The organism is Priestia sp. P5, assembly GCF_029522155.1.
Taxonomy (GTDB): Bacteria; Bacillota; Bacilli; order Bacillales; family Bacillaceae_H; genus Priestia; species Priestia megaterium_E.
The window spans coordinates 1,665,127-1,679,811 of the sequence record NZ_JAKWFJ010000001.1 but is presented as its reverse complement, the minus strand read 5'-3'; the positions used below and the strand labels follow the sequence as shown (position 1 = coordinate 1,679,811).

Sequence of the window (14,685 nt, the reverse complement as noted above, 5' to 3'; positions counted from 1 at the left end):
TGGTCTTCTGATGCATGATGATGGTTCCCTAGAAATTGAAATGGGAGCAGAAATGACTCCTACATACGGGAAACTGCCAAAAGAAGGCGGTTCACCGTTAGGAAGCAACAAAGCTGCTGATGCGGTAGAAGAAGCTAATGAAAAAGGACACGATGCTCATCCTTATTAACAAAAAACATCCTGCAGCGACAGCAGGATGTTTTTTGGGTTAAACGCTTATGACCAAGTAACGGCAAACACGTGGTAGTCATTTTTTAACTGTGGCGCATCAATGGGTGTCCCGTGCTGATATCCTTGTTTCACTCTTTTAGGATGTAAGGGTTGAACCCATTCTTTCACTTGCTGTTTTGTACCATTTGCTAAAATATATACACAATCAGAAAATGCCCCGTCATTGTTTGGACTATCAACTTTTAGTACTTCCACTAACACATCTTGGACACACGTTTTTCTCTGAATACACATAAGCGTATGGTAGATAATATCAGCGGACACATCGTTATTTAAACGAAAGCCCACCTTTTTTTGTTCAAAAAAAGACGAGAATGAGACGATTGGTAATGTCTTTTTTTGTTCATACGCTTGAGATAAAATCTTGACAAGAACTTCTCCACTCAAGATGATCCCTCTTTCTAAAAAACGCTTCATCACAACATATGTGAGCATTGATTATGCTCATAGGATAATATATTATCATAGTTTAATTCTGTGGTGTTAGTCTTTTTTGGGGTTTTTACACTGGGAATTATACCCGCCTATTTCTTGCGTTTCCCTGACGTTCTCGCTACTAGCAACAGAATTATTAATAAAATAAATACCCCTGCCCCTACAAACATATCATACAAGAAATCAAGCATCATACTCCTCCTCTTCCTTCAAAAAAACGCTGTTAAAACCAAGCGTTTTAACAGCGTTTTTTCGTTAGATAAAGCCTAGCATATTAATAAATACAATGATAATTAAAACAGGTGCAATGTATCGAATAGCAAGAAGCCATAAAGAGAACCAGCGCTTCACATTCGTTGAACCGTGCTTAAATTCTTCAATTAGCACATCTTTTTTCATTTTCCAAGGAACAAAGATGGCGATTAAAAGAGCACCTAGTGGCATAAGGATATTACTTACAAGAAAATCGAAAGCGTCAAAGATGCTTTTTCCAAAGATCGATACGTCACTTAATAAACCATACGATAGCGCTGAAGGTATTCCTACCACGAAGATTAGCAAGCCCGAAATCCAAGATAGCTTTATACGCTTATGCTGCTCTCCTTTGGCTAAAGAAGCAACAATAATTTCTAACATCGAAAACGCAGATGTCAAAGTGGCAAATAAAAACAGCGCCAAAAAGAAAGTTTGAAACACAATTCCGAACGGAAGCTGTTCAAAAATAGAAGGCAATACAATGAATAAAAGACCTGGTCCTTCCGTCGGTTTTACACCCATTGAGAAGACCGCAGGGAAAATTGCCAGTCCTGCTAGTAAAGAAATCAAAATATTTAACGCTGAAATTGAAATAGCCGATTTTGGCAAGTTTTGCTGCTTAGATAGATACGAACTGTACGTAACCATAACTGAAACGCCTACGCTAAGCGAAAAGAATGCTTGTCCCATGGCAAACAAAATGGTTTGGGATGTAAGCTTTGAAAAATCTGGATACAAAAAGAAAGATACGCCTTCCATCGCCCCGTCTAATGTTAAAGAACGAATAATGATAATAATAAATAAAATAAAGAGAGCAGGCATTAAAATTTTGTTTGCTTTTTCAATACCATTTTGAATGCCTCTTGCGACTACAACAATTGTTAAAAGAAGAAAAACAAATTGAGAGATAACAGCACTTGTTGGATTAGCAATGGTCGAGTTAAATAAACTCCCGTAGTCCCTTACTCCATTCAGCTGACCCGTGACGCTTGCAAAAATATATTGTAAAATCCATCCTCCTACTACACTATAGAAAGATAATAAAATGAAACATGTAATCACACCTAAATACCCGATTCCTTTCCATAGAGAACCGGGAGCAACTGCATCATAAGCACGAATTGCTTCCTTTTGTGTATGTCTACCTAGTACAAATTCAGCAAGCAAAAGCGGCAAACCAATAATTGCTGTAAACAAGATAAACAGTAAAAAAAAGGCCCCTCCTCCGCTTGTTCCGGCTACATAAGGCAGTTTCCAAATGGCTCCGATTCCAATTGCGGAACCGGCAGATGCCAAGATAAAGCCGAGTTTTGATGTCCATTGTTCGTTTTGACTCATTTTTTCTCACCATTTTTCTTTATTTATTCTGATTTGTCATACTATATCATACAACCCTTCTATCGAAAAGGGTTTTTGTTGTTTTAACCCCCATCATGTGTTATGAATAGTATGTAGGTTTCATGATTTATTTTCGTAACTAAAAAAAGTTTGACAGTTAGAGGTACAAAAAATGACAAATCAGCAAGTAATACAGCAACAATTTTTAGATAAGTTCCTTGATTTCATCTTAGTAAAATGTCCAAACTGCGAACTATGTGCGCGAGTTGTAAAACTGGATAAAAAATTGAGCGGGTCAACGCACTCATGCACGTGTCCTCACTGCGGTTATCTAGACGTAACCAATGCTGATAGCCAAGGACCGTTAGAATTTTCTGAAGCATTAGATCCTTTTTTTCAGCTTCCGCTTTACTTAGAAACGATATGCCCTGAACGTCGACTATGGGCTTATAACTTAGATCACCTTCAGTATATTGAATCTTATATTGAAGTTAAAACATGCGGGGCTTGTTTCGACGAGCTGTCGGTTGAACATTCATTGCCGGATTGGGTAATTCATAAGCAGAAAGAAGCATTAAACGAAATTCAACGTTTAAAAGACACCGTCTTTTGCACATTCAAATGAAGATAGAAAAGAAACGTTGCCGAAGAGGCAACGTTTCTTTTCTTACGAAGAACTTTCTTCGGTAAGTTTTCTTCGGTAGTCTCCGGCCTTATCGAACTCTTTTGCGGTGCCGACGAAAAAGTAGGTTACCGTATGATTTTTGTTGCCTTGAGTCGTTCCATGAATCATCTTCCCCTGCTTCAATTGCTTTCGCTCTCCATTTTTATTTACATAGAAATATTTATTTCTTGCCCAGCCGCCGCCGCTTAAAAGCGTTTTGGTTTTCCCGACTCCCTGGTCATTTACTTTAAATACAGTGTAGTCTCCTTCTGTCTTGCTGGGATTTCCGTTATCTTTATCATATTCGACCATAACCCATCCTTTGTACCCTTCTGGTATAAGGAAAATGCTCGGTTGAGACGTTTCATCTGGGCGTCCACATCCAGCTGCGATTATAATCATTAAGCACAAAATGAGCCACCTTTTCACTTTTCCCAACTCCTTTCTTGATAAAAGACGTGCCTCTATACTGCTTTTAGTTTTTGTTGAAGGTAAGATTATATTCTTTTTGTATCCCTCAATTTTTTCCAGTTCATCCAATCAAATATGCTATATTTACGTATCGTTTGTCACACACTATTAGCAGGCGTTTACAATTTACATGGGAGGATAACAAAAATGAGCTATGTTTTTTTATTTATTTTGCTCTTTGTCATTCCGCTTTACACACAGCAAAAAATTGTTCGTGCCGACCGTGAAAATACACGTACATTATTACTAAGTAAACACGAGCAATCTGGATATAAAAAAAGCGATTCCCCGTAAAACAGGAATCGCCTTCTTTTAATATGTTAAGCTTCCGGCCACAATAAGACCGACGGCAACCGACGCTGCAAAAAGAGTTACTCCAACCGCTACATTTCCTTCTTCTACTTTTTTGGCTAGGCTCGTTTTAGGCGTCATGATAAATTCAATAACCCAATATGCCACTACTTGAGTAATGATACCTACTACTCCCCAAAGAGCTGCATCTACCAAATTTAAGCTGTTGCTCCATACAGTAAAAATGACAATAGCAAGCCCAATTCCTTTTCCCCATAACTTCAAAGCGACAGCCACATTGCCTTTTTTTATGAGTTCACGGTCATTAAACTTTGTTGTTAATTCAAATACCATAACTCCGATAAATAATAGCCCTAACCCTACCGCTACGTGAGATAAAAAGCTCCCTATACTAGCCCAATCAATCCATTGTGTCATTTTTATTCCCCTTTTCATTTTAATCCAATCGGCAAATAATACGATTCGTTATCCGTAATTTGATTTCCAGCTCGTATGCCTACTGCGCTTGCTTTTCCATTTAATAAAAAGCACCCGTACATGATATGGGCCTCTATTGTTTGCGTTTGAGTCTTCATCGTTGCAGTTGGCAATGGAATAAACTGTTGATACACAGCCGTGTATTCTTGATATGTCTTATGCTGATCTTCGTCTATTTTGATTCCATCTTTATTATAAATTTCAACGGTATCTCCCTCACGACCAAAAGATGGTTTCTTCACAAATGCTTGTTTTCTTTCAATAAATGGATCTTCTTCTAAATACGTTGGTAAAAAGTACGTTTCAATGATGTGATGCTCTTCTTTAGTGAAGAAAGGGTGATGTTGTTCATACAAAGCCCAAATGAGTGCTTGCACGGCTTTGGACTGCAGTAAAAATGCAGAAGGCGGGTTGATTATGGCTACTTTTTTTTGCTGCGCCAATGTTAAAAGCATATGTCCGACTTTTTCATGCGTGCTCGGATCTTCATCTTCAATTAAATGTTCAAGCGGATACGTTTGGCGATAAAGTACGTCTATTTTTTGTCCATATTGATCATACACGCCCGCTTCTATATGTTCACCTTCTTCCACTGTAAAGGAAGGGACAATTCGAAGCTGCGATAATGGAACGTATGTAGCATCTACATCGGCTAGCTTCATTAAATAAAGAGTCGTTAGCTTATCTTCTTCATGTGTATCATGAGAAGAAAAAACGACGTTTGGATAGTTCGTACTATCGAGCTCGTTATAAGCTTCAAAAATGGCGTGTTTTAATGCTAAAGCAAGCTTTTTTTCCTCAAGCTTATTAGGGTTTTTTACTTGAAAATGACGACAGACTAACTCATTTACATGAAATAATTCTTTAATAAACGTAGGCGTATCCGCATTTAGTTCTAAAAGCTTAATTTGATCAGTCGTAACAGCAAAATCAAGGCGCGAAATCACACTTTCTGTTTCCAGCGTTTTCAGTCGTAGGTACGGGAGGCTGTCTTTTGGAAATCCTAAAGAAAAAAGCGTCTGATCATCTAACGAACGAAGTAAAGGTGCAGTTTTAAAAAATAATTCCCCAATTTGATTTGCAGCTTCTTTAATAGAATCAATGATATGAGAAGAATTCATATGTACGTCATAAAGAGCATACTCTGTTCCATATAAATCGTGCCAAAAATCTTCAATTTCTTTATAAAACATTTCTCGCTTTTCCTTATGCATTACCCGCCAAAACCGCCTTTAGAGCCGCTCCCAATTCCAGATTTATACGAGCTGCTTGATTTAAATGATTTATAGGCCGATGATGAGGTCAGCTGTTTTTTAGAGCCGTAGTAGCGGCCTCCGTGATAATATGAGCCGCTGTGCGAAGAAGAAGAATCTGAACAGTAGTACGTTTGCGTATCTTCATCCCATTTCCACTTGTCACACGATTTATCTTTCGGTTTAGCTGGTCTTGCCTGATCAGTTGAACTACAGGCAACGAGCGATGTCATTAAAGCTGTGGTCAAAACCCCGGCCATCATTTTTTTTGTTTTTGACATTACGCCTTTCCCCCTTCATACGTTACGCCTGTTTTTGTTACGTATAAACTGTACACGCTGCGATCTTCATCAATTTCCGCAGAGTCTCTTTCCCATTCCCATCCATTATAGTAGGTATACACTGTTCCGATATAGCTTAATACGTCCAAGTGCGTATAAAATGAAGAGACGAATAAAATCGGATGTCCTCGAAGAGAATTCAGTTCGCGGACTTCTAATGTAATCTCTCTGTGATCATCTTCTGCTTGCTCTTTCGGTCCATGTTCATGTTCTTTTACATAAATAATATGTATATCATCTTCGACTGCAGATGAAGTTTGTTTATACGTTACTCCTTCTTTAACAAAAAATTCGCATTCTCTTCGTGCTAAAATTTGTTCAAGTTCAATAGATTGATAGTGATAAATAGATACAAATGTATCATCAAACTTTAGCAGTCGGTATTCTAACTTTCCCATTGTGCAACTCCTTTTGTGACTTTTTTGTGAACGTTCTTTAATAAATACGTACAGATTTTCAAAAAGTTTCAATTTTTCTCATATTAAAAGGTTTAGCTTTAAATAAGCTAAACCTTTATTTTTTTATCACATCTGTCACAACTTCATAACCGCCTGTGTATGGGTCGAATACATATTCAAGCATGCCGTTTCCACGATTGACTTTAAATAGATAACGGTATTTTTTAGGGCTGTCTTTTGCTGGATATACGTATTTTCCTTTTTGGAACTGACTTAGCAAGAGCTGTTCTCTTTGCGCAAGCATTTTTTTTGCTTCATTATAACCATACAGCGGGAGATTTTTGGCATAGAGAACCGGTACAAATACAAGCACAACGACTGAAATCGTAATAAGCCCTTGTTTAAACCACCGCATAAATCTCTTTGGATTTCGAGAAAGTAACATTGTGATGACAATTACTACTAACAAAGGAACAATATATACTTGAACATACGGAATGTTTGCAAATACAGGTCGATTAATCAATAAGACAATTACTTCGATAGCTGCTACTAATACTAAAATAAAATAGACCACTTACTCTTCACACCTCGACGATTCAATGAATTTTATATGTGTTAGAAAGTATTCCCACTCATGAATGAACTCGTCTATTGTATCATAAGACGCAAAAAAAATATCTACGGTTCTCTATTTTACGGAATTCAGATAATAAAAGAGATTAAGGCATAACGAAATCACCCCAATCTAAAGACGAACAAATGGGATAATGCGCTAATATGGATCCCTTGTTACACCGCTGTTGATTTCCGTACAAGGCTTCGTTTTCCGAGGGCGACCACTTCTGCCGGGTCTCACCTGTTCCGCTTTTTACGCATAAGTCCTCGCCTTGCCCTCCAGCCAACAGCTAGAGGCCACTACATACATGAAACTGCCTTCACTCTAACCATAAAAAAATCTGAACACATTTGATTCTCTATCCAGAATCAAACACGTTCAGATCTTTCTTTAACTGAGCTACTTTTATTCCATCCTTTTTATTATGAAACTTCTACGTTTCGATTTTGATTATATTTTTTTCCTTGTAACAGTGAGTAAATGATCGCTGCTGCCCACACGATAAGTATGAATGCATATACAGCTATCTGAGTAGAGCTGCTTGATACCCAAGTGTTTAAGAGTGTTCGAGCATTTGTTAAAATGATAAACCCACCAACAAGTGAACCAAGCAAGTGAGCCGGGATAATACGAACAAACCATGCAGCAATCGGAGCCGCGATAATTCCGCCAATCATAAGGGCGCCTACCCAGAACCAGTTTACCTGCTCCCAGCCAAGAGAGATTAAAAAGCCAAGTGTAGCCGAGACGGCAATAGCAAATTCACTTGTATCCACGGTTCCAACGACTTTCCGTGCTGTTGTGCCTTTTTTAGCCAGCAATACAGGCGTTGCTATCGGTCCCCAGCCTCCTCCTCCTGTAGCATCAGCAAATCCAGCAATTAATCCCAGCGGAATGGACTGTTTCGTCGATAAAGGTTTGGTGCTCTTTTCTTCGTTTGTTTTAAACGTAAATAAAAAACGAAATAACACATAAACTCCTAGGAGCAATAAGAATGTTGAAACGTAAGGTCTTACTGCATCTCCAGGTAAATTACTTAGAAAGCAGGCTCCTACAAAAGCTCCGATGGAACCTGGGATAATTAGTTTTAACACCATCGATTTATCTACATTTCCAAATTTAATATGCGAAACACCAGAAGCTGCTGTTGTTACAACTTCTGCTAAGTGAACAGATGCGGAAGCCACAGCTGGTGCAATTCCAAACGTTAAAAGCAGCGTAGTTGATGTCACCCCGTACGCCATTCCGAGTGATCCATCAATTAACTGAGCTAAAAAGCCAATAAGTGCAAACGTAATTAACTTTTTCATGTTGTCCCTCCACTTTCATCTTCTGTTAGAAAGCACAAAAAGGCCTCCAACAGTTGTTTGCTAGAAGCCTTCGGTATGTCCGATCAGCTGTCCGTTTTATGAATAAGTTGTTTATATTGTAATCCTAACTATTCCTAGAAGTCAACTGTGTTTTTAGTTTTTCTTTTAGTCTATGTACGTTGCTTGGTTATAGTATCAGTAAAATAAAATTCTTCTTGTTAAGTCAACAACATAAAAACGACCGCTCACTTAATAAGGGTGGTCATTTTTATGCGTATCTTGCCAGTGAGCTAGCACTTCAGGTGGCAAACTCACATCTTTATCTAATGACGTCACATCCATAGAAGCGGGCTCATCGCTATTTATCACTTTTTCTACCCAATCTGGCTGTACAACTAATGCTTGTTCAATCGTAATTAAAGCCAGCCCTTGCTCAAAAGCTTCTGCTACTTCTGTTGCCGTAAGTCCTCCTGTACCCACAAGAGGGACCCGGTGATTGACGTGCTTAATAATCGAAGAAAGCAGTGAACGATTTTCTTCCTTATTTAAGGTAGGTTCATGCAAAGCACTGATATGTAAATAATCGATTTCTGTATAAACAAGACGATCAATCCACTCAAATGTATCTTCCACTTTAGTTCCTAAATAGCCTTTTTCTTTGGGCGCTAATGTATATCCCACAATAAATGGTTTGCCCGCATGTGCTGCTCGACGCGTCACTTCACGAATAACTTCAAGTGCAAAAGTGAAGCGGTTTTCTGCGCTTCCGCCATAAGAATCACTTCGTTCATTGGCTTGCCTTGATATAAACTGCTGCAGTAAACATTCATTTCCCCCGTCAATTTCTACTCCATCAAACCCTGCTTCCATAGCTCTGGTGGTAGCTTCGCCAAACGCTTGAACCATATAAGTTATATCGCGCTCGGTCATTTGAACAGGCTTTTTCCCTTTACGTTTATGAGGCTTTTCACTTGGGCTAATGGCTTGCCACTTATTTTCCATTTCTACACACTTTCTGCCCCCGTGCGATAGTTGAAGAATCGCTTTAGCTCCTCTTCTATGAATCATTTGGGTTAGTTGATGAAGCTTTCGTATGACCTGATCACGATGAATTCCGATTTGACCATGTGCTACTTGGCCATTTTCTGTGATAAACGCGGGGCCGATAATTACCGTACTGACGCCCCCTACTCGTTTTTCGTAAAAAGACATATCAATATCAGATATTTCTCCGTTTTCCCGTGAAGCGTATGTGAGGATAGGTCCCATTGCTAATCGGTTTTTCATCTCAAGAGCATCAACAAATTTAAAATGTTTAAATAATTTTTCATAGGCTGTCTTCAATTAATTCACACCTTTTTTCCTTAGCTTACCCATCTAGAAGCTGAGTAGACATAGGCACAAAAAAAGAAATACCTTTGCCGGCATTTCTTTTTACGTCGTTTTTCTTATTTTTTTGACGGGGTAAAATACAAATTCGCTTTTTCCGACAATCCGTTTTTCATCAATAAGACCTAGACCGTTGCGGCTATCCATACTGTACAGACGGTTATCACCCATTACAAATACTTCGTTTTTAGGTATTTGAACGGGTTCAAAATCTCCTGTTAGCTCCATATCCATGTTGTTGGCAATTTGACGATTCGTTTTTAAATAAGGTTCACTTACTTTTTTATCATCAATATAAAGCTGATCTTTTTTCATTTCGATTTTTTCACCTGGCAGACCGATTACTCTTTTTACATAATGCTTATTCTTAGCCTCATCTTTAATAATCACAATATCTCCGCGGCGAATATCATGGAGCGAATACGACAGTTTATTCACAAACAAACGCTCTCCGTTATGCAGCGTTGGGTTCATTGAAGCGCCTTCTACAATATACGGAGAAAATAAAAATGCGCGAATCATAAATACTAGAGCGATAGCGAAGATAATAGTTTTGAATATGCTGCGTAATTGATCGCTTTTTGTTTTTTCCGTAGTCAATATACTTTGTCTCCTTTGTACAGCTCACTTTTCTTATGTAAAAAAGCAAGAAACCTCTTACTTTAACACTTATTCTAACTTAACCGTAGAAAGAACTGAAATCAAATGTTTTATGTTATGTAAAAAAAGAACCTCTAACAAATGTTAGAGGCTTACATTACGCAAGTTTCGTCTTTACATCTCTTATTATAACATTAATTATATAAAAAGAGACTACCTTTTATGTAAAAATTATGTTTTTTACGTAAACTTAACTAAATCTTCACATTTAAAGGCGCTTCTCCACGTATAAAAAGTTGAGAGATGCAATACTCTATAATCTCTCTTCGCCGCACGAGCCCAATAAAAATGTTTTGATCATCTACAACTGGTACAAAATTTTGTTCCGCCGCGCGTGACAAAATACTTTCCATTTCGTCATTAATGGTGATAGGTTCATAATCGCGATGCCTTGGGACCTCTTCAATTCGCAGGTGTTCCAGCTCATGGAGTTCTATATGTTCTAGGCTTTTTATTTTCCATAGCAAGTCTCCTTCTGCCAAAGTCCCTACATATTCTCCTTTTTGGTTAATGAGCGGTACAGAAGAGTAGCGATGATACTCCATTTTCTCCAATGCTTGACGGACAGTTGACCGTGTCGACAGGGTAACGACTTCTTTTTTGGGGAGTAAAAAGAACGCAATATTCACTCATATTCTCCTTTTATTATACATCCATTTTATTGTTATTGCTTTGCTGAATCTGAAACAATATGAATGTCGATGTTATGAGTCTGTCTCATAATCGTATTCACAATAGACCCTTTTCGAATCTCTTCCCACCTTGTCCTCGCTGATTGCCCTAGTAAGATTTGAGTAACGCGATACTGCTTGGCTACGTTCACAATCACTGCAGCTGGTTTTTGCTTTTTAGCTTCTTCAACAATTAGCGATGCGTGAAAGCGATCAGCAAATTCCTGCCACTGTTTGATTTGGGCTTTTTGCCTTTCTGTTTGCTCGCCTGTAAAAACATGGAGCAGCAGCAAATCTGCTTTCAATCGGTTTGCCATTCTCCAGCCTCTTCGAATCAATTTTTCAGCTGTTTCACTGTATTGAATGCATACTAAAATACGTTCGCAAATACCTGTTACGCCAATTTCATGGGAATGAATGAGCTTACCGTCCACTTCATCCGCTATTTCTCTAAGCGTTAATTCACGAAGGGCATGGAGATTTGCGAGCTTAAAAAAAGACTGCAGGCTTTGTTCAATTTTATGAACTTCGTATATTTTGCCTTCACGAAGACGCTTTTGCAGCTGTTCTGGCGTAACATCGACAAGCTGAATTTCATCTGCTTGCTGGATAAATAAATCTGGCACTGTTTCACGAACTTTTACCTGGGTAACAGCATATACGAGATCGTGCACGCTTTCCATATGCTGAATATTCATTGCTGACATGACTGAAACACCTTGGTTGAGCAGGTAAGAAACATCTTCAAAACGTTTTTTATGGCGGCTTGTCGGCACATTTGTATGAGCGAGTTCATCGATAATTACAACTTTTGGCCGCCTTCTTACAATCGCCAGCAAATCAAGCTCTTGTAATTCTTTTCCTTTATAAAAAATAGTTTCTTTTTGGATTACTTCTAGATTTCCAATCATCGCCTCAGTCTCATTCCTGCCGTGTGCTTCTACATATCCAACTACGACATCTACGCCTTCTTTGACTAAATCGTGCGCATCTTGAAGCATTTTATACGTCTTTCCTACTCCCGGCGCCGCACCGATGTAGAGTTTAAGCTTTCCGCGCTTCTGATCATGAAGTTCACGCAATAGTTCTTCCGGAGTTTTTCTTCGAAAGTATGGATGAGCTTCTTTTTCTTTCATTGTTCAGGCCCCTTTATCACACTCGCTTCAATACATGAAGCGAGTGCATGTAATTAGCGCTCTCGTTGAACAGCTAAATTTAGCTCTACTACATTTACTCGTTTTGCACCAAAAGCTCCTTGCTGAGTGTGTTCTTTGATCAGCTCTTTTAGCGTGTTGGTGTTAATATGCGCTGTTTTTGCTACGCGCTCTACTTGTGCATATGCAGCTTGTGGCGTAATATCCGGATCGAGTCCAGAAGCCGAATTTGTGACGGCATCAATTGGAATTCCGCCTTTTGGTAACTCGTTTTCTTTTTTCCACGCCGCTACTGATCTTTCGATACGATTCGTAAGATCTTTATTTGAAGGTGCTAAATTCAACGACCCAGATCCTGCCCCGTTATAATCGATACTAGAGACTCTGCCATGAAAAAATGCATTGCTCGTAAACTGCTGCCCTATCAGCTTAGAACCGATAACTTGATGCTTGTTTGAATAGATTAAGCTGCCGTTTGCTTTATTTGGAACAGCCGTCTGAGCAATGCCTGTCATCACAACAGGATAAATAAGACCACAAAGAATTATCATCATAATTGTTAAGCGAACAATAATGCTTCCCGTTCGTTCTGTTTGTATCATCGTTTCTTCTCCTCTACATTACAAATGAAAGTAGTAAGTCAATTGCTTTAATCCCAATGAAGGGAACCAATACCCCGCCTAATCCGTAAATGAACAAATTTTTTCGCAGCAGGGCGTTAGAACTCATCGGCTTATACGCAATTCCCTTCATGGCTAAGGGAATTAACAGCGGGATAATGACCGCATTAAAAATAAGCGCTGACAATACGGCAGATAGAGGTGAATTCAGCTTCATTACGTTAAGAGCTTCCATTTGCGGAATCGCCAAGGTAAACATCGCTGGAATAATGGCAAAATATTTAGCAACATCGTTTGCGATGCTGAATGTAGTTAAGGCACCCCTTGTCATTAATAGCTGTTTTCCAATCGAAACGACTTCAATAATTTTTGTGGGATCGGAATCTAAATCCACCATATTTGCTGCTTCTTTAGCTGCTGAGGTTCCGCTGTTCATTGCTAAGCCAACATCAGCCTGAGCAAGTGCAGGGGCATCGTTTGTCCCGTCACCTGTCATGGCAACTAGCTTTCCTTGCTGCTGTTCATATTTAATCACTTGAATCTTGTCTTCTGGCTTGCATTCCGCAATAAATTCATCTACTCCAGCTTCTTTTGCAATGGTTGCTGCGGTTAATGGATTATCTCCTGTACACATGACTGTTTTAATGCCCATTTTACGAAGTTCATCAAAGCGTTCTTTCATTCCTGGTTTTACCGTGTCTTTTAAATAAATCAAGCCGTAAATTTTATCATCAGCGGCGACGGCAAGCGGCGTGCCACCAGCTCCTGCAATTTCGTTTGCTTTTTGCTGCAAATCAGAGGGAATCTTCCCGCCATTTGACTCTACCCATGCCGTGACGGCGTCCACTGCCCCTTTCCGTACAGATACATTCTGTAGGTCAATGCCGCTCATTCGCGTTTCAGCTTTGAATTCTACAAACGTTCCCTGCGTTTTTCTAAGATCTTCTACTCCCATACGGTTTTGAATAAAATCAACAACTGAGCGCCCTTCTGGTGTTTCGTCGTAAAGAGAAGAAACAAACGCCCATTTGTAAAGTTCACGTTCGTCTGTGCCTTCTACAGTCGTTAATTGATGAGCCATTCGGTTTCCAAACGTAATGGTGCCGGTTTTATCTAAAATAATTGTGTTGATGTCACCAGCTGCTTCTACTGCTTTTCCTGACATGGCAATCACGTTAAACTGCGTAACTCGATCCATCCCAGCAATTCCAATGGCTGACAATAATCCTCCAATCGTCGTAGGAATGAGGCAGACGAGCAGTGAAATTAAAATAGCCGTGTCGAGCTGAAAATGTAAGTAGTTTGTAAATACAGGAAGCGTCACAACAACTAATAAGAAAATAATCGTCAGACTTGTTAAAACCGTATTTAGCGCAATTTCATTTGGCGTTTTTTGACGCTCTGCTCCTTCAACAAGCGAAATCATTTTATCTAAAAACGATTCACCTTGTTCACACGTAATTTTAACTGTAATTTCATCGCTGACAACTCTTGTACCTCCAGTTACAGAGTTAAAATCCCCGCCTGCTTCTTTCATAACAGGTGCCGATTCACCGGTAATGGCCGATTCATCAACAGATGCCAGTCCTTTAATGATTTCTCCATCTCCAGGAATCATTTCGCCTTGTGAAACGACGACGATATCTCCTTTTTTTAGTTGCGATGCCGATACTTGTATTATTTGCCCGTTTTGAAGTTTATTAGCTGTAATGTCACCTTTCGATTGCTTTAATGAGTTTGCCTGTGCTTTTCCTCGGCCTTCTGCTAATGCTTCTGCAAAATTAGCAAAAACAATTGTGAAAAATAACACGAGGGATACGGCAATATTAAAGCCTGCGCTTACTGTGCTTTCTCCGAAAAGGTCTGGAACAACAGCTAAAAAAAGCGTAATAACAAATCCGATTTCTACTACGAACATGATAGGGTTTTTTATCATCGTTCTTGGACTTAGCTTGATAAAAGCCTGCTTTACTGATTGAATAAAAATCGATGAAGTTTGTTTATCTACAGCACCTTGAATGTGACTGTTACGATCAAATTCAAGATTATTCGTAAAATTCCGTTTATTCATTATAATCCTCCGCTTT

17 protein-coding genes are annotated in these 14,685 nt (G+C 39.0%); 2 read left to right on the top strand and 15 right to left on the bottom strand.

Annotation, left to right across the window (positions count from 1 at the left end):
- Positions 1-216: 216 nt before the first annotated feature.
- Positions 217-618, bottom strand: coding sequence for a hypothetical protein (locus MMB69_RS09260; RefSeq protein WP_013057709.1), 402 nt, complete (start codon positions 616-618; stop codon positions 217-219).
- A gap of 303 nt (positions 619-921) precedes the next feature.
- Complete coding sequence (locus tag MMB69_RS09255; RefSeq protein ID WP_029714612.1) at positions 922-2,259, bottom strand: sodium-dependent transporter; 1,338 nt, start codon at positions 2,257-2,259, stop codon at positions 922-924.
- Between the two features lie 172 nt (positions 2,260-2,431).
- Here MMB69_RS09255 and MMB69_RS09250 point away from each other — a divergent pair, with 172 nt between their 5' ends.
- Positions 2,432-2,884, top strand: a complete 453-nt coding sequence (locus MMB69_RS09250; RefSeq protein ID WP_221784347.1) for a hypothetical protein — start codon at positions 2,432-2,434, stop codon at positions 2,882-2,884.
- 42 nt (positions 2,885-2,926) lie between these two features.
- On the opposite strand, the gene MMB69_RS09245 is transcribed toward MMB69_RS09250, so the two are convergent.
- The gene (locus tag MMB69_RS09245; RefSeq protein ID WP_014459441.1) at positions 2,927-3,352 is read right to left on the bottom strand and encodes a DUF6843 domain-containing protein; all 426 of its coding nucleotides are present in this window, start codon (positions 3,350-3,352) and stop codon (positions 2,927-2,929) included.
- Positions 3,353-3,541: 189 nt separating this feature from the next.
- On the opposite strand from MMB69_RS09245, the gene MMB69_RS09240 reads away from it, so the two are divergent.
- Complete coding sequence (locus MMB69_RS09240) at positions 3,542-3,688, top strand: hypothetical protein (protein ID WP_221784346.1); 147 nt, start codon at positions 3,542-3,544, stop codon at positions 3,686-3,688.
- An 18-nt stretch (positions 3,689-3,706) separates the two neighbouring features.
- Here MMB69_RS09240 and MMB69_RS09235 read toward each other — a convergent pair whose 3' ends face one another.
- The 12 genes from MMB69_RS09235 to kdpB form a co-directional block, all read right to left on the bottom strand.
- On the bottom strand, positions 3,707-4,123 hold the full coding sequence (locus MMB69_RS09235) for a DUF350 domain-containing protein (protein WP_153254876.1): 417 nt from the start codon (positions 4,121-4,123) through the stop codon (positions 3,707-3,709).
- Between the two features lie 14 nt (positions 4,124-4,137).
- On the bottom strand, positions 4,138-5,397 hold the full coding sequence (locus MMB69_RS09230; RefSeq protein ID WP_277447612.1) for a glutathionylspermidine synthase family protein: 1,260 nt from the start codon (positions 5,395-5,397) through the stop codon (positions 4,138-4,140).
- Positions 5,397-5,717 carry a hypothetical protein gene (locus MMB69_RS09225; protein WP_153254878.1) on the bottom strand — a complete coding sequence of 107 codons (321 nt, stop codon included), beginning with the start codon at positions 5,715-5,717 and terminating at the stop codon, positions 5,397-5,399. The genes MMB69_RS09230 and MMB69_RS09225 overlap by 1 nt, the downstream gene beginning before the upstream one ends.
- Positions 5,717-6,175, bottom strand: coding sequence for a hypothetical protein (locus tag MMB69_RS09220; RefSeq protein ID WP_221784344.1), 459 nt, complete (start codon positions 6,173-6,175; stop codon positions 5,717-5,719). The genes MMB69_RS09225 and MMB69_RS09220 overlap by 1 nt, the downstream gene beginning before the upstream one ends.
- Positions 6,176-6,290: 115 nt before the next feature.
- Complete coding sequence (locus MMB69_RS09215; protein ID WP_013057717.1) at positions 6,291-6,752, bottom strand: hypothetical protein; 462 nt, start codon at positions 6,750-6,752, stop codon at positions 6,291-6,293.
- A gap of 464 nt (positions 6,753-7,216) precedes the next feature.
- Complete coding sequence (locus tag MMB69_RS09210) at positions 7,217-8,104, bottom strand: sulfite exporter TauE/SafE family protein (protein WP_013057718.1); 888 nt, start codon at positions 8,102-8,104, stop codon at positions 7,217-7,219.
- Between the two features lie 249 nt (positions 8,105-8,353).
- On the bottom strand, positions 8,354-9,448 hold the full coding sequence (locus tag MMB69_RS09205; protein ID WP_221784343.1) for an oxidoreductase: 1,095 nt from the start codon (positions 9,446-9,448) through the stop codon (positions 8,354-8,356).
- Between the two features lie 90 nt (positions 9,449-9,538).
- Positions 9,539-10,093, bottom strand: coding sequence for a signal peptidase I (gene lepB / locus MMB69_RS09200; RefSeq protein WP_028412768.1), 555 nt, complete (start codon positions 10,091-10,093; stop codon positions 9,539-9,541).
- A gap of 254 nt (positions 10,094-10,347) precedes the next feature.
- Positions 10,348-10,782, bottom strand: a complete 435-nt coding sequence (locus MMB69_RS09195) for a CBS domain-containing protein (RefSeq protein WP_221784342.1) — start codon at positions 10,780-10,782, stop codon at positions 10,348-10,350.
- 35 nt (positions 10,783-10,817) lie between these two features.
- Entirely contained in the window at positions 10,818-11,960 is a 1,143-nt protein-coding gene (gene kdpDN, locus MMB69_RS09190) for a KdpD-like non-kinase potassium sensor (protein WP_221784341.1), read from the bottom strand.
- 53 nt (positions 11,961-12,013) lie between these two features.
- A complete protein-coding gene (gene kdpC, locus MMB69_RS09185; protein WP_277447611.1) occupies positions 12,014-12,580 on the bottom strand; it encodes a potassium-transporting ATPase subunit KdpC in 567 nt (188 codons plus the stop codon).
- A gap of 13 nt (positions 12,581-12,593) precedes the next feature.
- Entirely contained in the window at positions 12,594-14,669 is a 2,076-nt protein-coding gene (gene kdpB / locus MMB69_RS09180; RefSeq protein WP_277447610.1) for a potassium-transporting ATPase subunit KdpB, read from the bottom strand.
- Positions 14,670-14,685 lie beyond the last annotated feature (16 nt).